This window comes from Pseudarthrobacter sp. C1 (genome assembly GCF_034720455.1).
GTDB lineage: Bacteria > Actinomycetota > Actinomycetes > Actinomycetales > Micrococcaceae > Arthrobacter.
This window is the reverse complement of sequence record NZ_JAYESK010000005.1, coordinates 275,100-299,719: the sequence shown is the minus strand read 5'-3', so window position 1 is coordinate 299,719 and position 24,620 is coordinate 275,100. Positions and strand designations below refer to the sequence as shown.

The 24,620-nt window shown below is 66.8% G+C and carries 19 protein-coding genes; 8 read left to right on the top strand and 11 right to left on the bottom strand.

The features are described from left to right. Positions 1 to 305: 305 nt before the first annotated feature. A complete protein-coding gene (locus U7114_RS11110; RefSeq protein WP_321215938.1) occupies positions 306 to 743 on the top strand; it encodes an RDD family protein in 438 nt (145 codons plus the stop codon). A gap of 39 nt (positions 744 to 782) precedes the next feature. Here the strand turns inward: U7114_RS11110 and U7114_RS11105 are convergent, their stop codons facing one another. From U7114_RS11105 to lipB, 4 genes are all read right to left on the bottom strand, one after another. Then, the gene (locus tag U7114_RS11105) at positions 783 to 1,139 is read right to left on the bottom strand and encodes a DUF3817 domain-containing protein (RefSeq protein WP_157238493.1); all 357 of its coding nucleotides are present in this window, start codon (positions 1,137 to 1,139) and stop codon (positions 783 to 785) included. An 83-nt stretch (positions 1,140 to 1,222) separates the two neighbouring features. After that, on the bottom strand, positions 1,223 to 1,975 hold the full coding sequence (locus tag U7114_RS11100; RefSeq protein ID WP_323057381.1) for a DUF4191 domain-containing protein: 753 nt from the start codon (positions 1,973 to 1,975) through the stop codon (positions 1,223 to 1,225). Between the two features lie 98 nt (positions 1,976 to 2,073). After that, positions 2,074 to 3,093, bottom strand: a complete 1,020-nt coding sequence (gene lipA, locus U7114_RS11095; protein WP_321215939.1) for a lipoyl synthase — start codon at positions 3,091 to 3,093, stop codon at positions 2,074 to 2,076. Beyond that, positions 3,090 to 3,758 carry a lipoyl(octanoyl) transferase LipB gene (lipB, locus tag U7114_RS11090; RefSeq protein WP_321215940.1) on the bottom strand — a complete coding sequence of 223 codons (669 nt, stop codon included), beginning with the start codon at positions 3,756 to 3,758 and terminating at the stop codon, positions 3,090 to 3,092. The genes lipA and lipB overlap by 4 nt, the downstream gene beginning before the upstream one ends. Positions 3,759 to 3,922: 164 nt before the next feature. Between lipB and U7114_RS11085 the strand changes: the two genes are divergently transcribed. Next, positions 3,923 to 5,593: a serine/threonine-protein kinase gene (locus tag U7114_RS11085; protein ID WP_323057380.1), complete on the top strand. Its 1,671-nt coding sequence runs from the start codon at positions 3,923 to 3,925 to the stop codon at positions 5,591 to 5,593. A gap of 40 nt (positions 5,594 to 5,633) precedes the next feature. On the opposite strand, the gene U7114_RS11080 is transcribed toward U7114_RS11085, so the two are convergent. Continuing rightward, positions 5,634 to 6,560: a TIGR01777 family oxidoreductase gene (locus U7114_RS11080; RefSeq protein WP_323057379.1), complete on the bottom strand. Its 927-nt coding sequence runs from the start codon at positions 6,558 to 6,560 to the stop codon at positions 5,634 to 5,636. Between the two features lie 73 nt (positions 6,561 to 6,633). Between U7114_RS11080 and U7114_RS11075 the strand changes: the two genes are divergently transcribed. Next, the gene (locus U7114_RS11075) at positions 6,634 to 10,128 is read left to right on the top strand and encodes a S41 family peptidase (protein WP_323057378.1); all 3,495 of its coding nucleotides are present in this window, start codon (positions 6,634 to 6,636) and stop codon (positions 10,126 to 10,128) included. Positions 10,129 to 10,211: 83 nt separating this feature from the next. Here the strand turns inward: U7114_RS11075 and U7114_RS11070 are convergent, their stop codons facing one another. The 5 genes from U7114_RS11070 to U7114_RS11050 form a co-directional block, all read right to left on the bottom strand. Next, the gene (locus U7114_RS11070; protein ID WP_157238487.1) at positions 10,212 to 10,640 is read right to left on the bottom strand and encodes an OsmC family peroxiredoxin; all 429 of its coding nucleotides are present in this window, start codon (positions 10,638 to 10,640) and stop codon (positions 10,212 to 10,214) included. 145 nt (positions 10,641 to 10,785) lie between these two features. Then, positions 10,786 to 11,136, bottom strand: a complete 351-nt coding sequence (locus U7114_RS11065) for a hypothetical protein (RefSeq protein WP_157238486.1) — start codon at positions 11,134 to 11,136, stop codon at positions 10,786 to 10,788. A 130-nt stretch (positions 11,137 to 11,266) separates the two neighbouring features. Then, positions 11,267 to 13,036, bottom strand: a complete 1,770-nt coding sequence (gene sucB / locus U7114_RS11060) for a 2-oxoglutarate dehydrogenase, E2 component, dihydrolipoamide succinyltransferase (RefSeq protein WP_157238485.1) — start codon at positions 13,034 to 13,036, stop codon at positions 11,267 to 11,269. A gap of 114 nt (positions 13,037 to 13,150) precedes the next feature. Beyond that, positions 13,151 to 14,533, bottom strand: a complete 1,383-nt coding sequence (gene lpdA / locus U7114_RS11055) for a dihydrolipoyl dehydrogenase (RefSeq protein ID WP_321215945.1) — start codon at positions 14,531 to 14,533, stop codon at positions 13,151 to 13,153. Positions 14,534 to 14,790: 257 nt separating this feature from the next. Continuing rightward, complete coding sequence (locus U7114_RS11050; RefSeq protein ID WP_323057377.1) at positions 14,791 to 16,317, bottom strand: leucyl aminopeptidase; 1,527 nt, start codon at positions 16,315 to 16,317, stop codon at positions 14,791 to 14,793. Positions 16,318 to 16,577: 260 nt separating this feature from the next. On the opposite strand from U7114_RS11050, the gene U7114_RS11045 reads away from it, so the two are divergent. The 4 genes from U7114_RS11045 (at position 16,578) to U7114_RS11030 (ending at position 21,837) form a co-directional block, all read left to right on the top strand. Beyond that, positions 16,578 to 17,516, top strand: a complete 939-nt coding sequence (locus U7114_RS11045) for a PAC2 family protein (protein WP_321215947.1) — start codon at positions 16,578 to 16,580, stop codon at positions 17,514 to 17,516. A 35-nt stretch (positions 17,517 to 17,551) separates the two neighbouring features. Further along, the gene (locus U7114_RS11040; RefSeq protein WP_323057376.1) at positions 17,552 to 18,904 is read left to right on the top strand and encodes an MFS transporter; all 1,353 of its coding nucleotides are present in this window, start codon (positions 17,552 to 17,554) and stop codon (positions 18,902 to 18,904) included. A gap of 77 nt (positions 18,905 to 18,981) precedes the next feature. Continuing rightward, positions 18,982 to 20,223 carry a DUF4192 domain-containing protein gene (locus tag U7114_RS11035; RefSeq protein ID WP_323057375.1) on the top strand — a complete coding sequence of 414 codons (1,242 nt, stop codon included), beginning with the start codon at positions 18,982 to 18,984 and terminating at the stop codon, positions 20,221 to 20,223. 303 nt (positions 20,224 to 20,526) lie between these two features. Then, entirely contained in the window at positions 20,527 to 21,837 is a 1,311-nt protein-coding gene (locus tag U7114_RS11030; RefSeq protein ID WP_321215950.1) for an RNA polymerase sigma factor, read from the top strand. 181 nt (positions 21,838 to 22,018) lie between these two features. Here U7114_RS11030 and U7114_RS11025 read toward each other — a convergent pair whose 3' ends face one another. Beyond that, positions 22,019 to 22,240, bottom strand: coding sequence for a hypothetical protein (locus U7114_RS11025; RefSeq protein WP_139028897.1), 222 nt, complete (start codon positions 22,238 to 22,240; stop codon positions 22,019 to 22,021). 257 nt (positions 22,241 to 22,497) lie between these two features. Here U7114_RS11025 and U7114_RS11020 point away from each other — a divergent pair, with 257 nt between their 5' ends. Next, positions 22,498 to 24,606, top strand: a complete 2,109-nt coding sequence (locus U7114_RS11020) for a DNA gyrase/topoisomerase IV subunit B (RefSeq protein ID WP_323057373.1) — start codon at positions 22,498 to 22,500, stop codon at positions 24,604 to 24,606. Positions 24,607 to 24,620: the final 14 nt, after the last annotated feature.

Here is a 24,620-nt window from a genome sequence, read left to right as displayed (position 1 = left end):
CATATGTAAATATCTGGCGTGCAAGCCAGCTGATCCAGCGCAATCCGAAGGCAGGGAAACAACGCGGTGTTCCCCTGCCTTCAGTACCCTGCCGCAATAGCCTGCCGTGTACTACCTGCTGTGTCTTGCCTTCCGGCGGATTGCTTGAAACTGGTAACAGCCTATGGACGCGGCATTTCCCGTCCATGTCCGCATTGTTTCGGGCAGGTTACAGAATGCCCTGATATGGCAACGCTATCCTCTGTCCACACTGTGGTCTAACCCCATCCACAGTGTGGTCGGCAGGAAGTCGCTAAACTTGGACGGTGGTAGATCGCAAAGACATCGGCTCCTGGCTCTCCGGCCCCGACACCTCCGGCATATCCAAGTATCCGGGGGAGCGGCTGGGACTGCCGGAGTCAGGGCCGGGCTCCATTGCGCGGGCGGGCCGCAGGATCGCCGCGATCACGATCGACTGGACCGTTGCGCTGCTGATCAGCAACTTCGCCTTCGCGGGCGACGCCTGGGCCACCCTCGCAATCTTCGCCGTAGAACAGGCCCTGCTGGTAGGGACCCTCGGCTACAGCATTGGACACCGTGCGGTGGGCATCCACGTGGTGAGGGCCGGGGGTGGTGCGCCGGGTCCTCTGGCCGCACTGGTAAGGTCCCTGCTGCTTTGCCTGGTGATTCCCGCGGTGATTTTCGATCCTGACCACCGCGGCCTCCACGACAAGGCAATGAATACGCTGCTGCTCCGCCGCTAGGGGCTCGAAGCCCCGGCGGCGCGGAGCGCACCCGGCATGCTAGACCGAACTTGGTTCCCGGACAGTGGCTGCGCCGGAAGGTGCCCCGGCAACGCTGAGGTACCGGCGCTGTCCTGCCCACCGTTCGAACAGGATGGTGGCGAACGGGAACACGGCGGACAGGCCCGCGAACAGGGCCACCACAAAGGGCCAACGCTGCAGCCGCCAGAGTCCCAGGGCGCAGACGCCATACCCCACGAACAGGGCTCCGTGAATGGGGCCCGCCACCTGGACGCCAATTTCCGTGGTGCCGGCGATCCACTTGAAGTACATGCCGATGAGGAGGGCCGCCCAGCTGAAGGCTTCCGCGACGGCCAGGATCCGGAACGCGCGGATCACTGCTTTGGTGAGGGTCATGGTGTTGTCCTGTCCTGCCTTGGGGGCTGCAAAGAAAACGCCCCGGCTGCCGGCCTAAGCCGGAACCGGGGCGGGTTCAAAACCTAGCGTCCGCGGTTGGGACGCGCCTTGTAGGGGTCAATGCCCTTGGGAATCGGGAGGCGGTTGCCCAGGGATGCAATCCGCTTCGACACCGCATTCACCTCAAGCTTGGTCAGTTCCTTCTTGAGCTTGCCCATCTTCTTGGCCACTTCGCTGAGGGGAACCTGGCCCTCGCCGCGGCCGCTTTCAATGACGTGCACGGTGACGTTGGGCAGGATGCGCGCGAGGCGCTTGCGCTCGGCCTCCAGCAGCGGCTTTACGCGGTGCGTGGGGCCTTCGCTGACGAGCACGACGCCGGGACGGCCAATTGCGCGGAAGACGGCGTCCTGCGTGCGGGGGTTGACGGCAACGGGCTGTTCCTCGGTGATCCAGCCGCGCCGCAGGGTGCCCAGGGCAGCGCCGGAGGCGCCGGGCTGATCCTCGATCTGCGCGAAGGCGGCACGCTCGGCCCGGCGCGACAAGATGAACGTGGCACCGAGCAGGCCCAGCGGGAGGCCGATGATCAGGCCGGTGATCCAGTTGTCCAGCCAGAAGCCGACCAGGAAGCTGACAGCCACAACGCCAAGGAAGACCAGCAGCATAAGCCACGGAACCATGGGGTCATGACGGCGCGTCATGGTGAAGACTTCGCCGATCTGCTTGAGCCGGCTGGGCTTCTTGACCTTGGCCTCTTTGGGCTTCCGCGAGAAGAGGCCACGCTTGACTGCGCTGGAGCCAGACGGAGTGGAGTTGCTGGAATCAGGGGATTTCGCCATAGTTCCTCAATTCTACGTGACCAAAGCCCAAGGGCCGGCACCGGAGTCTTCCGGTGCCGGCCCTTGGGTGGCGCTGTGATTTTGTGGCGGTGCGCAGCTCAGGAACGGGCGGCGAGCAGTGAGCTGGCTTCCTGGCGGGTGGTGCCGGAGTCCTGGATGCCGTCGGCGATGTGGGCGAGTTCGGCGGGGATGTCGCGGCCCTTCTTCCGCATCGCGGTGGCCCAGAGCCGGCCGGCGCGGTAGGAGGAACGGACCAGCGGGCCGGACATGACGCCCAGGAAGCCGATCTCGTTGGCCTCGTCCTGGAGGTCCACGAATTCCTGCGGCTTGACCCAGCGGTCCACCGGCAGGTGCCGCTCGGACGGGCGCAGGTACTGGGTGATGGTGATCAGGTCGCAGCCGGCCTCGTGCAGGTCCCGCAGCGCCTCGGAGATCTCTTCCCGGGTTTCGCCCATGCCAAGGATCAGGTTGGACTTGGTCACCATGCCCAGGTTCCGGCCCTGCGTGATCACGTCCAGGGACCGCTCATAGCGGAACGCGGGCCGGATCCGCTTGAAAATCCTCGGCACCGTCTCCACGTTGTGCGCGAAGACCTCGGGCCTGGAGTCGCAGATCGCTTCGATGTGTTCGGGTTTGCCGGAGAAGTCCGGGATCAGCAGCTCCACCCCGGTGCCGGGGTTCAGTTCGTGGATCTTGCGGACCGTTTCGGCGTACAGCCACACGCCCTCGTCCTCGAGGTCGTCGCGGGCCACCCCGGTGACGGTGGCGTAGCGCAGCTGCATGGCCTGCACGGAGCGGGCCACCTTGGTGGGTTCGAACCTGTCCACCGGGGAGGGCTTGCCGGTATCGATCTGGCAGAAGTCACACCGCCGGGTGCACTCGGACCCGCCGATCAGGAACGTGGCTTCCTTGTCCTCCCAGCACTCGAAGATGTTGGGGCAGCCGGCCTCCTCGCACACCGTGTGCAGGCCTTCCTTCTTGACCAGGTTCTTGAGCTGGACGAACTCCGGGCCCATCTGGACCTTGGCCTTGATCCAGTCCGGCTTCCGCTCCACCGGGACAGCCGAGTTGCGCTGTTCAACGCGCAAAAGCTTCCGGCCTTCAGGTGCCAATGTCACAGTAGAGCTCCTTCGGGGGTAGCGACCAGGGCGTCTTCATTCTTGCGCAGTTCTTCGGTGATCCGGGAAACAAGGTCAGCGGGGGCAACGTCATGGCCGGTTTCCCGGGCAATGGTTGTCACGCCGGCATCCGTGATTCCGCAGGCGATGATCTGCGAGTACGGTGCAAGATCGTTGTTGCAGTTGATGGCGAAGCCGTGCATGGTCACGCCCTCGTGCACCCGGATGCCGATGGCGGCGATCTTCCGGTCCGGACCCTTGCTGTCCGCGGTGATCCACACCCCGGCCCTGCCCTTGATGCGCACGGCGTTGATCCCGTAGTCAGCGAGGACCGCGATGATCACGGATTCCAGGCGTTCGACGTAATCGCGGATGCCTGCCCGGTTCTTCAGTTTGATAATGGGGTATCCCACCAGCTGGCCCGGACCGTGCCAGGTCAGTTTCCCGCCGCGGTCCACCGGGACCACCGGGGTGCCGTCGAACGGCCGTTCGTGGTCCTCGGTCCGTTTTCCGGCGGTATACACCGGTGCGTGTTCCAGGAGGAGGACAGTGCTGGGTGCCATCCCCGCGACCACTTTGTCATGGAGTTCGCTCTGGATTTCCCAACCACGTGTGTAATCGACAAAATCCGGAGCAAGACCCAGCTGTGAAAACTCAAGAGTCATGGCATCCAGCTTAGACCCCGCGGCGTCCCGCGCCCGGTTTAGTGGTTAAGCTCACCCACCTGCAGGGGGCACGTCACAGGGGCTCCGGCACAAGCGCGGAGCCCCTGATGGCATGCCTGTGGATAACTTCTGCAGGCCCTGCCGGATTCGGCTAGACATGAGCTATGGAAGATTTGCAGGCACCCGAGGTGCCGGGCTTCGCCGTCGAACGCCTGCTAGGGCAGGGCGGGAGCGCGGTTGTGTGGCTGGCCAGGGAGCAGAAGACGGGGCGGAGCTTCGCGGTGAAATGCTTCCGCTCAGGCCCGGCCCGGTCAATCCGCCCGGAGACGGTGACGGAAGACGCCGTGCGGCGTGAGATCCGGATCCTGTCCGTCCTGGACCACCAGCACCTGGTCAAAGCGCGTGACGCCGTCCGGCTGGGAGGACAGCCGGACGGCGGGACGGCGCTGGTCATGGACTACGCTTCCGGCGGGTCCCTGGCCGCCCTTGTATCCAGCCGCGGCCGGCTCACTGTTGGCGAAACAGTGACGGTACTGACGCCCCTGGCCCAGGTCCTGGGCTACCTGCACAGCAAGGGATTCACCCACTCGGACGTCTCCCCGGGAAATGTCCTGTTCACCGGACAGGGCAAACCGCTCCTGTCCGATCTCGGCATAGCGCGGATGCTGGGTGACCCGGGCAGTACCGCGCTTTCCGGGACGCCCGGCTTCGTGGACCCGGCCCCGGTGGACGCAGTGCGGGGCCTCCAACCGGAACGGGACGTCTATGCGACGGCGGCACTCGGCTGGTTTTGCCTGACCGGCCAGGCTCCGCCCCGTACGGTTGACCGGCCGCCGCTTTCCCTCCTGGTTCCGGATGTTCCACGGGAGCTGGCGGCCGCCCTGGAGGCCGGGCTCAATGAAGACCGGAGGCGCCGGCCCACGGCGGCTGCCCTGGCCACGGCCGTCTACCGCAGTGCCTCGCCCCGGCCGTTGGACCTCGCGGCCTCGGTCCATCCCACGGTGATCCCGGAATTGATGACCCGCCGGCACATCCCGGCGCCGTCCCGGCGCGGAGCAGTCAAGGACAGGGCCGCGGCCGCCGGCAGGCGGTTCGCCGCTGCGAAGTGGGGGGCGCTGCCGCTTTCCAGGCAACGCATGCCCTTCCCGAATGCCACGGGTGAGGTTCGTCCTTCCCAAGGAAGGCACGCTCTCGCAGCGCCGGGCAGGGGGCGGCGCCGTTCTCCGGTGTTGCGGCGAGTGCTGCCGGCGGCCGCGGCGGTGGCTGCCGCAGGCGTGTGGTGGCTCGCTGGAACCGGTGGTACGGCCGCCGAAACTGCCCCCGCCGCCCGGGGATCAGCTGCCGCCGCTGCGCCGCCACCCGCGGCTGCCGGTACGGCAGCCGCTGGAACAGGGAGCGCCACTGAGGGCGGGGCAGGCCCTGCCGATGCCGCCAGGCAGCAGGCCGGGGACTCCGATCCCGTCCAGGCGGTGGAGGGACTCGCCCTCCTGCGGGACCTGGCTTTCAGCAGGGGCTATTGGGAACTGCTGGCAGAAGTCAATGCCAAGGATTCGCCGGCAGCGGCCTCGGACCAGCAGGCAGTGGAGCGCCTGCGCAGCTCCGGCCACATCCTCGACGGGTTCGCCAGCAACCTTGCGGAGCTTCGCACCGAGGACGGCGCAACAGCCGAGCGCGCCGTGGTGCGTGTCTTGTCCAGTTCCTCCGCCTATGAGGAGAAGGACGCCCAGGGCGTGGTCGTTGGGGCCGGGCCGGCCGCCGGAGCGCGCCAGCTCAGGCTGGTCCTCGTAGCCGGGGACGGCAGGTGGCGGATCAGCGAGATCCTGCCGGGCTCCTGATCTTGCCGGGCTCCTGATCCTGCCGCAGCGGCCGGCTGCCTTAGCCCAGGCCGGCCCCTTCTTTGCCGGCAACCTTGTCTTGGCCCGCAACCCACTGCGCGGCCTGTGCCAGCGTGGGATGCTGCCACTGGAATCCGGCCGCCCGAAGCACGGCAGGCTCCATGCGCTGGCTGGACAGCAGGAGTTCGTCCGCCAGCGCACGCATCACCAGCCGGAGGACCGGGGCAGGTACCCGCAGGGCCGCGGGGCGGTGCACGGCGCGGGCAAGCGCCGACACCAGGGTATTGACGTCGGCGTCCTCGGGAGCACACAGGTTGACCGGCCCGCTAACGCGGGACTCCAGCAAAAAGAGGAACGCCGCGGAAACATCCGGAAGGGTAATCCAGGGCCAGTACTGGCGGCCGTTTCCCAGCGGGCCGCCCACGCCCAGCCGGATCAGCGGCATCAGCCTGCCCAGGGCGCCTCCCTTCCGGCTGAGTACCACGCCCGTCCGGGTCACCACCACCCGCACACCCGGGGGAGCGGTGGCAGCGGCGTCCTCCCACTCCCCGCAGATCGCGGCCAGCGTCCCGGAACCCCGCGGCGCATCTTCACGGAGCACAGTATTTCCCGCGTTGCCGTAGTAGTTGGAGCCGGACTGGCTCAGCAGGACATGCGGCGGGGAATCCATCTGCTGCATCGCCCGGGTGAGGGTACGCGTTGAATCCACCCGCGAGCGGAAGAGCTCCTCAACGCGCCTGCGGGTCCATGGCCGGTCACCGATGCCGGCGCCGGAGAGATTGACGACGGCGTCAGCCCCGGCCAGGGCCTGCGGGTCCAGTTCCCCCGCGGCAGGGTTCCACCGGACTTCCGCGGCCGTGCCGGGCTTCCGCCTGACCAAGGACACGACGTCGTGTCCGGCGTTCCGGAAGGTTGCTGACATGGATTTGCCGATCAGCCCGGAGGCCCCGGCCATGACGATACGCATGGTCCATCTCACCACGCCACGTGCGCGGCGGCACCTCCCGACAGGCCGCAGGGGGGTTGACTATGATCGAACGATGACCTTTTCGAGCTACTTCCGTTTCCCGCATCTGCATGGTGATCTGGTCACTTTCGTGGCCGAGGATGACGTGTGGATTGCGCCCCTGGGCGGCGGCCGCGCCTGGCGCGTCTCGGCACTCCAGCTGCCCGCCCGCAATCCCCGCTTCACTCCCGACGGGAAGCGGCTGGTGTGGACAGTGGTCCAGGGAACGGCGCCTGAGGTGGTATCGGCGGAGGTCGACGGCGGGGGATACCGCCAGCTGACGTACTTCGGCCACAGCACCACGAGGGTAAAGGGCTTCACCGCCGGCGGTGCGGTAGTGGTCACGAGTGCCTTCCGCCAGGCCGAAAGCAGGCACACGCACGCGTACAGTGTCCCGCTGGAGGGCGGCTGGGCCGAGGAACTCCCGTACGGGCCGGTTGAGTCCGTGGCCTTTGGCCCGGAGGTGGGTGACGAGCGGCCAGTGGTGGTGGGCAGCGTGCTGTCCCGCGAACCCGCCTGGTGGAAGCGCTACCGCGGCGGCACGGCAGGGAAGCTGTGGATCGACACCGACGGCAACGGGGAGTTCGAGCGCCTCCTTCCGGAGCTTGAGGGCAACCTCGCTGATCCAATGTGGGTGGATGGCCGCATTGCGTTCCTTTCCGACCACGAGGGTTACGGCAACCTGTATTCGGTCCTGCCGGGCGGAAAGGACCTGCGCCGGCATACGGACCACGAGGACTTCTATGTCCGGCACGCCTCCACAGACGGCAAACGCGTGATCTTCGAGTCCGCCGGTGAGCTCTGGGTGCTGCACGACCTCAGTTCCGACGCCGTCCGGCTGGACATCAGCCTGGGCTCCGCATCGCAGTCCAGGCGCCCTGCACTGCTGAAGGCGGCCAAACACCTCGGCGCGGTGGTACCGGACACCAGCGGCACTGCAAGTGCGGTCGAGGCCCACGGCACCATCCACTGGCTCCGCCACAAGGATGGTCCGTCCCGCATCATTGAGGCAACGCCGGGGGTCCGCGCCCGCCTGCCCCGGCCCCTTGGCGACGGCCGGCTTGCCTACCTGGCGGACCACGATGGCGTGGAGGCGCTGTACATCAAGGACATCGCGGCCCCTGTGCCGCACCCTGCCGCTGCAGCCGGCACGGCTGCAGCGGGCACAAAGGGGACCAGCGCGGCATTGGACAACGGCGCGCCGCCGGAGGACGCCGTGGTGCTGCCGCAGCCCGTCCCTGCTGCCGGCGCTGCCGTGCTCGCCGGGAACACGCCGGCCGCCCATGCCTCGGACGAGCAGGCCGACGTCGCGCCTGAATCCGGCGCCCCGGCTGCGGAGGCACCGGCAGGGCCGGCCGCAACCCGCATCGCCTTCCCCAAGCCGTCGCGTGCCAGTGCCCTCGAGGCGAGCCCGGACGGTCGCCGGATAGCCCTGGGCACATCCTTCGGTGAGGTCTACGTGGCAGACACGCGCACGGGCGAGCTGACACTGGTGTCCAGCATCGGCGAGGGCACGGTTGCGGACCTCGCATGGTCCGGGGACTCGCAATGGCTCGTATGGTCGGAGCCGGTCACGTCCTTTGGTTCGCGCAGCCGGCTGCGGCTGGCCAACGTGGCAAAGCCCGGAGCCCCGGTGGAAGTCACCGACGGGCGCTTCTGTGACCAGTCGCCGGCCTTCACCCCCGACGGCAAGTTCCTGGCCTTCCTCTCCAACCGCAGCTTCGATCCGGTGTACGACGGACACTCCTTCGACCTCTCCTTCCCCAGCCCCATCAAGCCATACCTTGTAGCACTCGCCTCGGAGACGCCGTCGCCCTTCGGCCCCGCCGTGGACTCCGACGGTGCAGGCACGCCGTCCGCCGAGGCAGCCGGGCAGCAGGACGGCACCGGCCCGGAGCAGCCGGAGGTCCGGGTGGATCCCGAGGGCCTGGCGCACCGGGTCATCACCGTGCCCGTGCCGCAGGGCAACTACACGTCCCTGAAGGCCGCCGAGGGGGCGCTGCTGTGGCTCGACTGGGCCTTGGCCGGCGTGACCGGTGATGGAAAAGCCAGCCAGGAGGACAAGGATTCCCGGCCCAGCCTGGTCCGGTACGACCTTGGCCGGCGCAAGCAGGCCACCCTCGTGGACGCGCTGGACAGCTACCGGCTGTCAGGGGACCGCAGCAAGGTGGTGCTGATCTCGGACAAGCAGGTGACAGTGGTCCCGGCCGACGCCAAGGTGGACGAGGAGTCCGGGAAGCTGGTCAAGGTTGACCTCGGCCGGATCAGGGTCATGATGGACCCGCTCAGTGTCTGGGGGCAGGCTTTTGACGAGGCCTGGCGGCTGCAGCGCGATTTCTTCTGGACCGAGGACATGGCGGGGCAGGACTGGGATTCCATCCACCGGCGTTACCGTCCCCTGGTGGAGCGCCTCGGCTCGCACGATGATTTGGTGGACCTCCTGTGGGAGCTGCACGGCGAGCTGGGGACGTCCCATGCCTACGTCCGGCCGGCGCCCGTCACCGAAAACGGCAGCCACGGCCAGGGCAGGCTCGGCGCGGACCTGGCGTACGTCTCCGGCGGGTGGGAGATCACCCGGATCCTTGCCGGCGAGTCCTCCGATCCGCTGGCCACTTCACCCCTGACCAGGCCGGGAGTCGGCGCAAAGGCCGGCGACTTCCTGCTGGCTGTCGACGGCGTGCCGCTGTCCGAAGGCATCACCCCGGCCATGCAGCTGGTGGGAGCAGCCGGGCGGGCTGTGGAGCTCACCCTCCTGAATGGTCCGGCACACGGGGCCGCAGCAGGCACCCAGCGCCGCGTCGCCGTCGTTCCCGTCAAGGACGAGGAGCGCCTGCGGTACCAGGAATGGGTGGCCTCAAACCGGCGCACCGTCCGCGAAGCCTCCGGGGGCAAGTTCGGCTACCTGCACATTCCGGACATGATGGCCAACGGCTGGGCACAGCTGCACCGGGACCTTGACACGGAAACTGCGCTTGACGGCCTCATTGTCGATGTCCGCCGCAACCGTGGCGGGCACACCTCGCAACTGGTCGCAGAACTGATCGGCCGCAAGGTGACCGGTTGGAGCATGCCACGCGGGGAAAAGCCGCGAACCTACCCGCACCACGCACCGCGCGGACCCGTGATCATTCTGGCCGACGAATTCGCTGGCTCGGACGGCGACATCATCACCCAGGTGTCCAAGCTCAGGGGGATCGGACCGGTCATCGGCACCCGCACCTGGGGCGGCGTGGTGGGCATCGACAACCGCTTCTCACTTGCCGACGGCACCGGCGTGACGCAGCCGCGGTACGCCACCTGGTTCGGCGGCGGCGTGGGCTGGGGCGTGGAGAACTACGGCGTCGACCCGGACATCGAGGTCACCTACCCGCCGCACGCCTATGCGGCGGGCCGGGACCCACAGCTGGAGTACGGCATTGGGGCGCTGAAGGAAATGGTCCAGGAGCTGCCCACGGACCGTCCGCCGGCCCGGGAAGGGTACCGCCGGCTGCGTCCGGCTCCGCTCCCGGCGCGCCGACAAGGCAACTGACCGGGGCCGCGCGGGAAGCAGAAAAAGGCCCCGCCTGTCCGGAACATTCCGGACAGGCGGGGCCTTTTGCCATCAGCGCCGGATCAGGACTCCAGCGTTGCATCCAGGGTGATGTCGATGCTGGCCAGGGCGCCCGAAACGGGGCAGCCCACCTTGGCCTCGCCCGCGATCTTCTGGAACTCCTCCTCGGAAATGCCGGGGACCCGTGCCGACATGGTCAGGTGGCTGCCGGTGATTCCGGTACCGGGGACAAACGTCACGTCAGCCTTGGTGCGGACTTCCTCAGGCGCGTGGCCCGCCTTATCGAGTTCGTTGCTGAACGCCATCGAGAAGCACGCGGCATGGGCTGCGGCGATGAGTTCCTCCGGGCTGGTCTTGCCGTTGGCCGCTTCGGTACGGGCCTTCCAGGTGACATCGAACGTGCCCAGGCCTGAGGTGGCCAGGCTGGTGGTACCGGCGCCTTCCGTCAGGTTGCCGTTCCATACTGCGTTTGCTGAACGCGTTGCTGCCATGTTCACTCCTCAGATTGATCGAATCCGGGGCAGGCCGCTGCCTGGACCCCGCCGTGTCCCATCCTAGGGACTTCGGCGGCTGCTTGCACCGGGTGTCCGCTGTCAGTGGATTATGACCCGGCGGCGGGCTGCCGCCGGCGGACCATCACTTCCAGATGGTGGCGATGGCGATGTTCAGCAGCGCGAGTCCGCCCACGGCGTGCGCCAGGCCGGTGCTGATTGGCTCGTTGTTCTTGTACTTGCGGCGGCCGATGAACGCCAGTACGCCGACGGCGAGGGCGATCACGAACTTGATGCCCAGCTTGGCGTAGTTGGCGTCCATATCCAGGGCCGGGATCAGTCCCATCAGCGCGACCCCGGTCAGCAGCTGGAGCATGGCGCCGTCGAACTGGCGGGGGTGGACGGTGGGCTTCTTCATCTGGCCGATCCAGATGCCGACGATCATGGCGGCGCCGACGATGTGCAGGAAAACCACGATGTTATAGACGATGTTCATGGGACCAGTGTAGCCAAGGGTTCTACGGCTTGTAGTAGTCAGGTTCCGTAGCAGTTAAATGACGACGGCGGTGCAGGCCGCCCAGTGGATCCCTACCGGTGCCTGCACCGCCGTCGTGCGTTCCGGCCTGTTACAGCCCCAGGTCAGCCTCGAAGGCGCCTTCTTCAAGGCGTGCCTTCAGGGTCTGGAGGAACCGGCCGGCGTCCGCGCCGTCCACCAGGCGGTGGTCGTACGTCAGGGACAGGTACATCATGGAGCGGATGGCGATCGAGTCGTCGCCGTTCTCATCGGCCACCACCACGGCGCGCTTGACGATGGCGCCGGTGCCGAGGATGCCCACCTGCGGCTGGTTGATGATCGGGGTGTCGAACAGGGCCCCGACCGAGCCGATGTTGGTGATGCTGAACGTGCCGCCGGACAGTTCGTCCGGACCGATCTTGCCGTCGCGGGTGCGGCCGGCTACGTCGGCGATCTTGCCCGCCAGTCCGGCGAGGTTAAGGCTGCCGGCGTCGGAGATAACAGGGACCAGCAGGCCCTTGTCGGTGTCGACGGCGATCGCCAGGTGCTCGGCGTTGTGGTAGGTGATTTCCTGCTTGTCCTCGTCGTACGCAGCGTTGAGCTTGGGGTGCTGCTTGAGGGCCTCGGCCACCGCCTTGGCGATGAACGGCAGGAAGGTCAGCTTGACGCCGTTCTGCGCCTGGAAGGAGTTCTTGGCGCGGGCACGGAGCTTGGCAACCTTGGTCATGTCCACTTCGTGGACCTGCGTGAGCTGCGTGGAGACCTCAAGGGATTCGCGCATGCGGCGGGCAATGACCTGGCGGATGCGCGGCGCTTTCTGCGTGGTTCCGCGCAGCGAGGAGACTGCGCCGTTGGATGCTGCAGCGGCGGATGCTGCCGGCGCGGACGCGGCCGGAGCTGCTGCCGGTGCAGCCTTTGCCTCGGCTGCGGCAATGACATCCTGCTTGCGGATGCGGCCGCCGACGCCGGTGCCGGAGAGGGAGGTGATGTCCACACCGTGCTGGTTTGCCAGCTTTCGGACCAGGGGAGTGACGTAGCCGGACTCGCCGCCGGCGGCGGGTGCCTCGGCTGCGGCCGGAGCGGCCTGCGGTGCCGGTGCCGGAGCTGCCGCGGGGGCCGGAGCTGCTGCCGGTGCAGGTGCTGCTGCGGGGGCTTCCTGCTTCGGCTCTTCCTGCTTGGGGGCTTCCTGGGCGGGGGCGGCCTGCGGTGCTGCGGGTGCGGGCGCTGCTGCCGCGCCTGAGCCGATGACGGCCAGGACGGAGCCCACCTCTGCGGTTTCGTCCTCGTTGACGCGGATCTCCTGGAGGGTGCCGGCCACGGGGGAGGGGATTTCGGTGTCTACCTTGTCCGTGGACACCTCCAGCAGGGGCTCGTCCACCTCGACGGCGTCGCCGACGGCTTTCAGCCAGCGGGTGACCGTGCCCTCGGTGACGCTCTCGCCGAGGGCCGGGAGGGTGACCTCGTGGCTCTCGCCGCCGCCGGCGGCCGGAGCCTCAGGCGCGGAAGCTTCCTGGGCGGGGGCCTCCTGTGCAGGTGCCTCCTGTGCAGGGGCTTCGTCCGGTGCGGGGGCTTCAGTGGACGGGGCCTCGGCCGGTGCGGCCTGCTCAGCGGCAGGGGCCTCTTCGGCGGGGGCGCCGGCGCCGGAGCCGTCGCCGATGCGGACCAAGGGAGCGCCGACCTCGGCGGTCTCGTCCTCGGCAACCAGGATTTCCTCAATCACGCCAGCTACAGGAGAGGGGATTTCAGTGTCTACTTTGTCGGTGGAGACTTCGAGCAGCGGCTCGTCCACCTCTACCCGGTCACCTACCTGCTTGAGCCAGCGGGTGACGGTTCCTTCGGTGACGCTCTCACCGAGGGCGGGCAAGTTAACGGATTCAGACATGTCGTCCCCGTTCTCCTTATTGATCTTTAGTGCGGATGGTTGCTGCCTGTTGGCCAGCCTAGTGCACCCGGCATTCCGTGCCGGGTGCACCAGGCCCTTTGGTGCTGAGGGAAACTAGCCGTGAAGCGGCTTGCCCGCGAGTGCCAGGTGGGCTTCGCCCAGGGACTCGTTCTGCGTGGGGTGGGCGTGCACCAGCTGGGCCACATCCTCCGGGTAGGCTTCCCAGTTGACGATCAGCTGGGCTTCGCCGACCTGCTCGCCCATGCGGGCGCCGATCATGTGGACGCCCACCACGGGGCCGTCCTTCTGGCGGACCAGTTTGACCAGGCCGGACGTGCCCAGGATGGAGCTCTTGCCGTTGCCGGCGAGGTTGTATTCCTGGGTCTGCACCTGGTCCTCACCAAACTTTTCCTTGGCAGCCTTTTCGGTGTAGCCGACGGTGGCGATTTCGGGGTCGGAGTAGGTGACCTTCGGGATGTTGATGTCCTCGACGACCACCGGCTTCAGGCCGGCGATTTCCTCGGCCACGAAAATGCCCTGCTGGTAGCCGCGGTGCGCCAGCTGCACGCCCGGCACGATGTCGCCGACGGCGTAGATGTTGCCGACGCCGGTGTGCAGGCGTTCGTTGGTGATGACGAAGCCGCGGTCGATTGTGACGCCCGCTTCCTCGTAGCCAAGGTTGGCGGTGACGGGGCCGCGGCCTACGGCAACGAGGAGGAGATCGGCTTCGAAGGTCTTGCCGTCCACCAGGGTGACCTTGACGCCGTCGTCATTCTGCTCGACGCCCTGGAAGAACACGCCGGTGGAGAACTTGATGCCGCGCTTCTTGAAGGCCCGTTCGAAGTTCTTCACGATGGTGGCGTCCTCGTTGGGAACCAGCGAGGGCAGGCCCTCGACGATCGTGACGTCCACGCCGAAGGACTTCCAGACGGAGGCGAATTCGACGCCGATCACGCCGCCGCCCAGGATGATGGCGCTCTTGGGAATGGAATCCATGGTGAGGGCCTGGTCCGAGGTGATGACCTTGCCGCCGATTTCCAGGCCCGGGAGGGTGCGGGAGTAGGAGCCGGTGGCCAGGACGATGTTCTTGCCCTTGTAGGCCGTGCCGTTAACCACCACCGTGTCGGTGCCCTGGAGCTTGCCTTCACCCTCGATGACGGTGATGCCCTTGGACTTGATGAGGCCCTGGAGGCCCTTGTACTTGCCGGCGATGATGCCGTCCTTGTACGCGTTGACGGCGTTGATGTCGATGCCGTCGAGGGTGACGTTCACGCCGTACTTTGCGGAGTCCCGGGCGTGGTCGGCCAGCTCCGCGGAGTGCAGGAGGGCCTTGGTGGGGATGCAGCCGTTGTGGAGGCAGGTGCCGCCCAGCTTGGCTTTCTCCACGAGGCCGACGGTGAGGCCAAGCTGTACTGCCCGGAGCGCGGCGGCGTATCCGCCGCTGCCGCCACCGAGTACCAGGATGTCGAATTCTTGCGCAGTTGCCTGATCGGCCACTTAGACGCTCCCTCGCGTGAACGATGACGCGGTCCTGCGCATCATCTGGTCTTGGAACCTGCACTGCTGTGATTATTCCAGCAGGCGAATTCTCTTGCATTTGTGACTACCGTGGTTCACCTTAGCGAACCACTTATCCATGCTCCACCCTGGCACCGCGATTGTGGAGCGCTTGTGTCGAGTGTCACGCGGCTTTGTGGCATAGGGATCACCGGTCCCGCAAAGCCGCGTGCCAGCCCGCTGCGGGCCGCCGGATGTCAGGCGGCAGCAGCCAGGACGTCCTCCACATAGGCCACCAGGGTCCGGACCGTGCAGCCCGTTCCCTGCTTGTGGGTGTAGCCATAGGGGCTCCCGTTGTTGAAGGACGGCCCGGCGATGTCGATATGGGCCCAGGGGATCTGCTCCCCGTCCTTGCCCTTACCCACGAATTCACGGAGGAAAACAGCTGCGGTCATCATGCCGCCATGGCGTTCGCCGATGTTCGCGAGGTCGGCGACCTGTGAGTCAAGGCTGGGACGCAGTTCCTCGGGAAGCGGCATCGGCCACACGAGCTCTCCGGCCCGGTCCGCTGCGGCCTTGAGCGGGCCGGTCACGCTGTCCGATCCCATGACACCCGCTGTCCGGTTTCCCAGGGCGATCAGCTGCGCCCCGGTGAGGGTTGCGACGTCGATGATGGCGTCCGGGTACTCGGCGCTGGCAGCGACGATGCCGTCGGCCATCACCAGCCTGCCCTCGGCATCGGTGTTCAGGACCTCAACGGTCTTTCCGCCGAACATCGTCAGGACATCGGCCGGACGTGAAGCGGCGCCGGAGGGCATGTTCTCGGCGATGCAGAGCCAGGCGGTTGCCTTCACCGGCAGGCCAAGTCCCGCCAGGGCCAGGACAGTGTTAAGGACGACGGCGGCGCCCGCCATGTCGCTCTTCATGTCACCCATGCCGAGGGCCGGCTTGATGGAGATTCCGCCAGTGTCAAAGGTGATGCCCTTGCCGACGAGCGCGATCTTTGACGTTGCCTTGGCGGGAGAGTATTCCACCTTGACCAGGCGCGGCTGGCGGGCGGAGCCCTTGCCCACGCCCATGATGCCGCCGAAGCCTTCCTTCTCGAGGCGCTTCTCGTCCCACACGGTGACCTTCACGGGCAGGCCCTTGGCCAGCTCCTTCGCGGCCTCGGCGAAGGACTCGGGGTAGAGGTGGCTGGGCGGCTGGTTCACCAGCGAACGGGTGGCGTTGACCGCCCTGCCGATCAGTGCAGCCCTTTTAAGGACAGGGGCAAGTTCCTTCTGGTCGGTCAGGTCAGTGAAAATGACCGCATTGCGGACAGGATCCTTCAGGCCTTCCCTGGAGGTGCGGAACTCGGTGAAGGAATAGGCCCCCAGGGCGGCACCTTCGGCCACGGCTGCGACGTCGGCGGCGGTCGCCGTCGGGAACGCCAAGGCAACCGTGGCGAAACCGGCGAGTTGGCGGATGGCGGAACCGGCCGCCCTGCGCAGTGCTTCCCCGGCCAGGGGCTGCGCAGCCGATACCTTGCCCACGCCGGCTAAAACCAGGACACCCGCGCCGGTCTCGGGGAGGCCCGGCAGGCGCACCAGCTGATCAGCCGCGCCCGTGACGCCGAGCGCCTTAAGGGAATCGGCCAGCGCCTCGGCGGACCTTGCCGTCAGCGGGTTCTCCAGGAGGACGGGACCGTCTGCACCCTGCCCCACGCCTATGACCACGGCGTCGCTGGGGCTCTTCTTCAGGTCCCGCGAGAGGGTACTAAGGTTGATTTCAGTATTCTTGACCACGGGGTCAGTCCTCGATTCTCGAAAGATGTTCGGGCAGGGGAGCATGTTCGGCGCTCTGCCATGGTTCCCCGGGTACGGCCGTTCGGAACGCAGCCCGGGAGTTGCAGGCCCGTCTGGCAGGCCAGTTCCGATCGTAGCCCGTGGCCGCAGCGCGCGGGGTATTTCGTGAGAGGTGCGCCACACCGGGCGCCGGAATGCGAGGCCGTCCCGGGGCGTTGTAAAAAAAGAATGTCCACCCGCACCTATGAAAGGAACATGCCGTGCTTGAACGGATTTCCGGCTCCCTGCTGGACCCCGGTGCGCTCTATGCGAGCAACATTGAGCTGTTCCACAGCCCCGGGCTCCGCGGGCTGAACCTGGTGATGGGCTTCACCGGATTCGCCGATGCCGGCCACGTGGTGAAGCAGATCAATGCGGAGCTGCTGGATTCCCTTGACGCCGAGCCGGTGGCGGTTTTCGACGCCGACCAGCTGATCGACTACCGCTCACGCAGGCCGCACCTGACCTTCGTGGAGGACCACCTCCAGGACTACCAGGAACCGAAGCTGGCCCTGTACCGCCTGGTGGACGGGCTCGGAAAGCCTTTCCTCCTGCTGGCAGGCTTCGAACCGGACCTGCAGTGGGAACGCTTTGCCCGCGCCGTGGTGGGCATCGTGGAGCAACTGGACGTCAACCTGGTTACCTGGATCCACTCCATTCCAATGCCGGTTCCGCACACCCGCCCGGTGGGCGTCACGGTGCACGGCAACCGGCCGGAGCTGATCGAGGGCATCTCGGTGTGGAAGCCCACCGTGGAGGTTCCCGCAGCTGTGGGCCACATCCTGGAACTCCGCCTGGTGGAGGCAGGACGCAATGTTGCCGGTTATGTCATCCACGTGCCCCACTACCTGGCCGAGGCCGAATACCCCACGGCAGCCGTCGCCGGCCTTGAATACCTGGGGGCGGCCACCTCGCTGATGCTGCCCTCGGACAGGCTCCGCGAAGCCGGCCGCGAGGTCAGCCGCCAGATTGCCGAACAGATTGACGCCTCCGAGGAAGTCCAGCAGGTGGTGTCGCGGCTGGAGACCCGCTACGACGAGAAGGCCGAGGGCACGGTCCGCCGATCGCTCCTCGCCGACGAGAATGACGAGCTGCCCAACGCCGACGTCCTGGGCGCCGCGGTGGAAGCGTACCTGGCGCGGGAGAACCCGGGGCAATAAAGGCCTGCAGCGTTGTCCCCGGGCATAATGAAGTGGTGACTGCACCCCGCGCCTGGCTTATCTGGACCATCGGAATCTTTGGGTACCTGGTAGCCGTGGCGCAGCGCACGTCCTTTGGCGTGGTGGGGCTGGAAGCCACTGAGCGGTTCCATGCCAGCGCGTCGGCGATCTCGTTCTTCACTGTCCTCCAGCTCCTTGTCTACGCCGGACTCCAGATCCCGGTTGGCCTGCTGGTGGACAGGTTCGGCTCGCGCGCCATGATCGCCGGCGGCGCCGCCCTGATGGGCCTGGGCCAGCTCCAACTCGCTTTTGCCGACACAATTCCCGGGGGAGTGGCCGGCCGCGTGCTGGTGGGCGCCGGGGACGCCATGACCTTCATCTCCGTGATCCGGCTGATTCCCCTGTGGTTCGCTCCAGCCCGGGTGCCCCTGGTGACCCAGCTGACGGGCATGTCCGGCCAGCTGGGCCAGCTGTTCAGCGTCATCCCGTTCGCCTTCGTCCTCCATCTCTCAGGCTGGACCACCGCGTTCCTGATGCTGGCAGGCCTGTCCGCGCTCGCCGTCGTCCTGGTCCTGCTGCTCCTGCAGGACGCCCCGCCGGGCACGGAACGGCCGCACGCGAAACAGGGCCTGCGGGCAACCGGCGCCTCCCTGGCCCGGGCCTGGCGCCAGCCGGGGACACGGCTGGGGTTGTGGAGCCACTTCACCATCCAGTTCAGCGGCACGGTGTTTGCCATGACCTGGGGCTACCCCTTCCTCATTTCCGGCCAGGGACTGGATGCCGGAACAGTTGCCGCCCTTATGGCGCTGTACGTCGCCGCCGCAATGGCGGTAGGGCCGTTCATCGGACGCTTCGTTTCAAGGCATCCGCTGCGGCGTTCCACCATGGTCCTGCTGATTGCCGGCGCTACAGCGGGGGCATGGGCTGCCGTCCTGCTGACTCCCGGACAGGCCCCCCTCTGGCTGCTGGCCGGCCTTGTCGTGGTGCTCGCCGTCGGCGGCCCCGGCTCGATGATCGGCTTCGACTTCGCACGGACGTTCAATCCGGCGCACCGGATCGGAACGGCGACGGGCATCGTCAACGTAGGCGGGTTCATCGCAGCCCTTGTCGCGATCTTCCTGATCGGGCTGCTGCTGGACGTCCTGTATGCCAGCGGTTTCTCCAACGGCGTCCTGTACGGGCTGGATCCGTTCCGTATTGCCCTGAGCGTCCAGTTCCTGCTGATCGGATCCGGTGCGGCTGCGATGCTGGTATGCCGGCGCAAGGTGCGGCGCCAAATGGCCGCGCAGGGCGTTATTGTTCCACCCCTGCGCAGCGCCCTTGCCCGCCAGCGGCGGGAAAACCTCGCGCGGCGCCGGCAGCCGACGCCTACGGACGGCGCCGACTAGTCCTGCACAGCGCAGGGTTCCCCACATAGCCGGACCAGGTCCTTACCCGGTGCAGGCGGTCCATGAAGGCTGGAGGCATGACACCTCCAGAACACCTGACAATCCGCAGCCCGGAAGACGTCCTGGGCTTCATTCCCCACTCGCTGGGCTACTGGCCGTCCGCAAGCCTGGTTGCCATGACATTGCAGGGCAAACGGCTGGGCGCCACGCTCCGTCTGGATCTGCCCGGCCCGGACGTCCTGGCGCAGCCCGCCGCCTTTGCCCGGACGGTCTGCACCTACCTTGAAGCGGACCGTAATGCCGACGGGTCGCTGCTGGCACTGTTCACCAACAATGGCTGGCTGGCAGGGCCGGACCGCTATGGCAGCCTGCTCGGGGGGCTGCAATGGGCGCTGGCCGGAGCAGGGATGCCGGTCCGGGATGCCTGGTATGTCGGCAGCGAGTATTGGCGGGACGCGTTGTGTGCTGATCCTGCGTGCTGCCCTTTTCCCGGACGTCCGGTGCAGGAGATCCGGGACAGCACCCTGAACGCAGAAATGGTGTACCGCGGAAGCAGCGTGGGCCCGGCGCCGCAGGAACAGGCGGCCGCGGTCCTGCCTGGTTCCAGCCTCCATTTTGCTGCTGTCCGGGAGGCCGAAGAGGCGTGGTTGGCACAACTGGACCTGCGCCGCGGAAGCAGGCCGCAGTTTGACGCTGTCCTGGAGGTCTGGGCGGCCCTGCTTAACCGTCCGCCGGGTGAACCGTGGCTGCCCGAGGCTGAACGCGACGGCTTCCTGCGGGCAACCCTGCTGGTACCGCGATGGCGGGACGCCGTCCTGATGATGGCTGCCGCCGGACGGGCGGCAGCGGAAGCCGGGGCCGCGCAGTTCGCCATATTTCGCGACGAATGCCGCCTTGAACCTGTAGCCCCGCCGGCAGGAGCCTCTGGCGCCGGCCCTGGCCGTGAAGCGGCCGCGCCCGGTGGAACTCCGAACAGCCGGGCGACGGAAACGGGTGTTCCCCGCTATGGCGATGTCCTGATGGGGATCCAGCCTACCGCCCCGGACTGGGAGAGGCTCGACGCCTTGGATCTCATTTTCCGGCAACTCGCACCGTCCGGAGGAAAGGCTGCGGCAGCATCGCTCACGGGAAGGGGCTGGATCGCGTGGTGCCGGGGCCGCGGCTCCTTCTCCGCGGCCTACCTCGCCCAGGCCCTGGATCTGGAACCCGGGTACCGGCTCGCGGAACTGCTGCTGGAACTGGTCCACAGGGGAACCGTCTGCGGCTGGGCGGCACGGAAGGAGGCCGCCTGGCAGAAATTTGGCCCCGACGCGGCGTGAGTGGCGGGCGAAGGGGTGGCGGGAGCGTGCAGCGGGCACGGGCCGGCGGGCTTGCCGGACGATGAGAACAGCGGAGAGGCCGTTAACCGGGAAAACATGAGACAATGGTTGCCGAGACCCGGTTGGGTCCGTGTATCGAGCGCCCAGGATTGTGCCCTTCGGGGAACATTACAGCGGCTCCGGCAGTTGTCTTAATAGACTCTGCCGGCCGTGGTAGCGCTTGGTTTTCACCACGGACTTGACAGGGTCATAGTGGTGTTGCCCGTATGGTGATTCCACAGACCACCGCTAGAAAGGTTTTCTGTGACCCCGTCTTCCACGAAGAAGGACCCCGCCGCCCAGGACGAACTGTCCGCCGAGGAGAAGCAGGCTGCGACCAACGCCAAGCGGGCAGCTACGCGGGCAGCCAACAAAGCATCTGCCGGTGAGGCCGCGGACGGCAAGCGCGAGCCCAAGAAGCGCGGGCCCAAGCCAGGCGCAAAGGCAGCTGCCGAGGCCGCCGGTAAGTCTGCGGCCGGTGGCGCGGACGATGTAGAAGAAGTCGACGAAGATCTCGACGACATCATCCTCGAAGGACCCGAGGTCATCGAGGACGACGCCGAGGCAGATCCCGCCAAGGGTGCCGCCGGCTCCGGCAAGGGCTTCGTCTACTCGGACGCCGATGACGACGACGCACCCGTGCAGCAGGTCATGTCCGCCGGAGCTACCGCCGACCCCGTCAAGGACTACCTGAAGCAGATCGGTAAGGTCGCGCTGCTCAACGCCGAGCAGGAAGTTGACCTGGCGCTCCGGATCGAAGCCGGACTGTTTGCCGAGGAAAAGATCAACGCTGACGACGGCTCCATGGATCCGAAGTACAAGCGGGAGCTTGAATTCATCATCCATGACGGCAAGCGCGCCAAGAACCACCTCCTGGAAGCGAACCTCCGCCTGGTGGTCTCGCTGGCCAAGCGCTACACCGGCCGCGGCATGCTGTTCCTGGACCTCATCCAGGAAGGCAACCTGGGCCTCATCCGTGCGGTGGAGAAGTTCGACTACACCAAGGGCTTCAAGTTCTCCACCTACGCCACCTGGTGGATCCGCCAGGCAATCACCCGCGCCATGGCCGACCAGGCACGCACCATCCGTATTCCGGTGCACATGGTCGAGGTCATCAACAAGCTGGCCCGCGTGCAGCGCCAGATGCTGCAGGACCTGGGCCGTGAACCCACGCCCGAAGAGCTGGCCCTCGAACTGGACATGACGCCCGAGAAGGTCGTTGAAGTCCAGAAGTACGGCCGCGAGCCCATTTCGCTGCACACGCCCCTGGGCGAGGACGGCGACTCCGAGTTCGGCGACCTGATCGAGGACTCCGAGGCCGTGGTTCCTGCGGACGCCGTGAGCTTCACGCTCCTGCAGGAGCAGCTGCACTCCGTCCTGGACACGCTGTCCGAACGTGAGGCCGGCGTTGTGGCCATGCGCTTCGGCCTGACTGATGGACAGCCGAAGACTTTAGACGAAATCGGAAAGGTCTACGGAGTCACGCGTGAGCGCATCCGCCAGATCGAATCGAAGACCATGTCCAAGCTCCGCCACCCGTCGCGGTCGCAGGTGCTCCGGGACTACCTGGACTAGGTCAGGACCGGTCAACACCGCGGCCCGCCGGCCGCCGCGCCCCAGGTGCGGCAGCCGGCGGGCCGCGTTGTTTCCGCCAGGTCGTGCACGACCGCTGCGCCGCGGGGCAGTGCCTTGAATCTTTACTGCTTAAAAGGATTGGGACCCCACCATGCGGCGGGGTCCCAACAGCTTCTGGAACCTAGTCGATTTCTACGACTGCCTTTTCGTGAAGCTTGCCCGTCTCGTCGTGCCAGTCGGAGCTCAACGGCTTGAGGGTCGCCTCCACTGCACGGGCGTGGTGGCCGCAGAACAGCAGTTCACCGCCGGAGGACTCCAATACAACCCGGACGTAAGCCTGAGCTCCGCAACGATCGCACCGGTCCAGTGCGTTGAGTGTGCGGTCTGCCACTGCTGTTGTCATGTCGGCCTCCTTAGTAGATCAGTACGTCTATATAACCAGCATTCGTAACAAAACCATCGCAAGGATGGGGCAAGTTCGCTGTGCGCGTATCCGCAAAGTTGGCTCAAGTTCGCCGCAGGGGCTGGCCGGCACAATCCCGCGTGGCGCGGTCCACACCCCCGGCCAGGTGTGGCAGCCGGTCTGCCGGTACCCGGCCGACTACCCTAGAGGAAGCGATCCACGCCTGCTGTTCCCGTCCCTGAAGGAGTTCATCACCAGTGGCACCAAGTTCTGATTACACTGCCCGGCACCTGTCTGTACTGGAGGGCCTCGAGGCTGTCCGCAAGCGCCCGGGCATGTACATCGGTTCCACCGACTCCCGCGGACTCATGCACTGCCTCTGGGAGATCATCGACAACTCCGTGGATGAGGCCCTGGCCGGCTTCGGCCACGACATCAAGATCATCCTCCACGCCGACAACTCCGTGGAGATCCACGATGACGGCCGCGGCATCCCCATCGACAAGGAACCCAAGACCGGCCTGACGGGCGTCGAAGTGGTTTTCACGAAACTGCACGCCGGCGGCAAGTTCGGCGGCGGCTCCTACACCGCCTCCGGCGGCCTGCACGGCGTCGGCGCGTCCGTGGTCAACGCACTGTCCTCCCGCCTCGACGTTGAGGTGGACCGCGGCGGCAAGACCTACAAGATGTCCTTCCGGCGCGGCGAGCCCGGGCGCTTCAAGGACGTCGGCTCCAAGGTCGACCCCGCCGCACCCTTCACCCCGTTCGTGGACGATTCCGTGCTGGACGTGGTGGGCAAAGCGAAGCGCGGGGTCACGGGCACCCGGATCCGGTACTGGGCCGACCGGCAGATCTTCACGCCGGACGCAAAGTTCTCCTATGACGAACTGGCCGCCCGCGCGCGCCAGACCTCCTTCCTGGTGCCCGGCCTCAAACTGACCGTGCGCGATGAGCGGAGGTTCCCGGGAACGCCCGGCGAGGCAGGAGTGCACGAAGAGGTCTTCCACCACGACGGCGGGATCTCCGAATTCGCGGAGTTCCTCGCCGCCGATCCCGCCGTCACTGACGTCTGGCGGCTGCACGGCTCCGGAAAGTTCAAGGAGACGGTTCCCGTCCTGGACGAGCGCGGGCACAGCCAGTTGGCCGAGGTGGAGCGGGACTGTGAGGTGGATGTCGCGCTGCGCTGGGGCATTGGCTACGACAGCACCGTCCGGAGCTTCGTTAACATCATCTCCACCCCCAAGGGCGGAACCCACCAGTCAGGCTTTGAGCAGGCCCTGGTCAAGACCTTCCGCAAAGCGGTGGAAACCAACGCCCGTAAGCTCAAGGCGGGCAACGACAAGATCGAAAAGGATGACATCTTCGCGGGCCTGACCGCCGTCCTGACCGTGCGGCTGGCGGAGCCGCAGTTCGAAGGCCAGACCAAGGAGATCCTGGGCACCTCGGCGGTGCGCGCCATCGTGTCAAAGGTGGTGGAGCGCGAGATCAGTGCCAAACTCGGCTCCGCGAACCGGAACGACAAGGCCCAGTCGGCCCTGCTGCTGGAAAAAATCGTCAACGAAATGAAGTCGCGGATCTCGGCACGCGTCCACAAGGAAACCCAGCGGCGCAAGAACGCCCTGGAAACTTCCTCGATGCCCACCAAGCTTGCCGACTGCCGTACGGACGACGTCGACCGCTCCGAACTTTTCATCGTGGAAGGCGATTCAGCGCTGGGAACCGCCAAACTGGCACGGTCCTCGGACTTCCAGGCCCTGCTGCCCATCCGCGGCAAGATCCTCAACGTGCAGAAGGCCTCGGTGGGGGACATGCTCTCCAACGCCGAATGCGCGGCCCTCATCCAGGTGGTGGGTGCGGGTTCCGGGCGCAGCTTCGATATCAGTGCCGCCCGCTACGGCAAAGTCATCCTGATGACGGACGCCGATGTTGACGGCGCGCACATCCGCACGCTGCTCCTGACGCTCTTCTTCCGCTACATGCGCCCGATGATCGAGAAGGGCAGGGTGTTCGCCGCCGTTCCGCCGCTGCACCGGGTGGAAGTGATCAACGCCGGCCAGAAGGCCAACGAGATGATCTACACCTACTCCGAGGCCGAGCTGCACGTGCTGCTGGCCAGGCTGGCCAAGGAAGGCAAGCGGTACAAGGAACCCATCCAGCGGTACAAGGGCCTGGGCGAGATGGATGCGGAGCAGCTGGCCGAGACCACCATGGACCCCCGGCACCGGATGCTCCGCAAAGTGGGGATCGCGGAACTGGAAGAGGCCGAGAAGACCTTTGACCTGCTGATGGGCTCGGACGTGTCGCCGCGCAAGGACTTTATTATCGCCGGCGCCGCCAGCCTGGACCGGGAGCGCATCGACGCCTGACGGGGCGGTGGAGC

Bases quoted from the DNA above. Each gene is read 5' to 3' on its own strand.
- U7114_RS11080 (WP_323057379.1), bottom strand. From the start codon at position 6,560: ATGCGTATCGTCATGGCCGGGGCCTCCGGGCTGATCGGCAAATCCATG.
- U7114_RS11070 (WP_157238487.1), bottom strand. From the start codon at position 10,640: ATGGCAGCAACGCGTTCAGCAAACGCAGTATGGAACGGCAACCTGACG.
- U7114_RS11025 (WP_139028897.1), bottom strand. From the start codon at position 22,240: ATGACAACAGCAGTGGCAGACCGCACACTCAACGCACTGGACCGGTGC.
- U7114_RS11035 (WP_323057375.1), top strand. From the start codon at position 18,982: ATGACACCTCCAGAACACCTGACAATCCGCAGCCCGGAAGACGTCCTG.
- lipB (WP_321215940.1), bottom strand. From the start codon at position 3,758: ATGACTCTTGAGTTTTCACAGCTGGGTCTTGCTCCGGATTTTGTCGAT.
- U7114_RS11065 (WP_157238486.1), bottom strand. From the start codon at position 11,136: ATGAACATCGTCTATAACATCGTGGTTTTCCTGCACATCGTCGGCGCC.
- U7114_RS11105 (WP_157238493.1), bottom strand. From the start codon at position 1,139: ATGACCCTCACCAAAGCAGTGATCCGCGCGTTCCGGATCCTGGCCGTC.
- U7114_RS11085 (WP_323057380.1), top strand. From the start codon at position 3,923: ATGGAAGATTTGCAGGCACCCGAGGTGCCGGGCTTCGCCGTCGAACGC.
- U7114_RS11100 (WP_323057381.1), bottom strand. From the start codon at position 1,975: ATGGCGAAATCCCCTGATTCCAGCAACTCCACTCCGTCTGGCTCCAGC.
- sucB (WP_157238485.1), bottom strand. From the start codon at position 13,036: ATGTCTGAATCCGTTAACTTGCCCGCCCTCGGTGAGAGCGTCACCGAA.
- U7114_RS11075 (WP_323057378.1), top strand. From the start codon at position 6,634: ATGACCTTTTCGAGCTACTTCCGTTTCCCGCATCTGCATGGTGATCTG.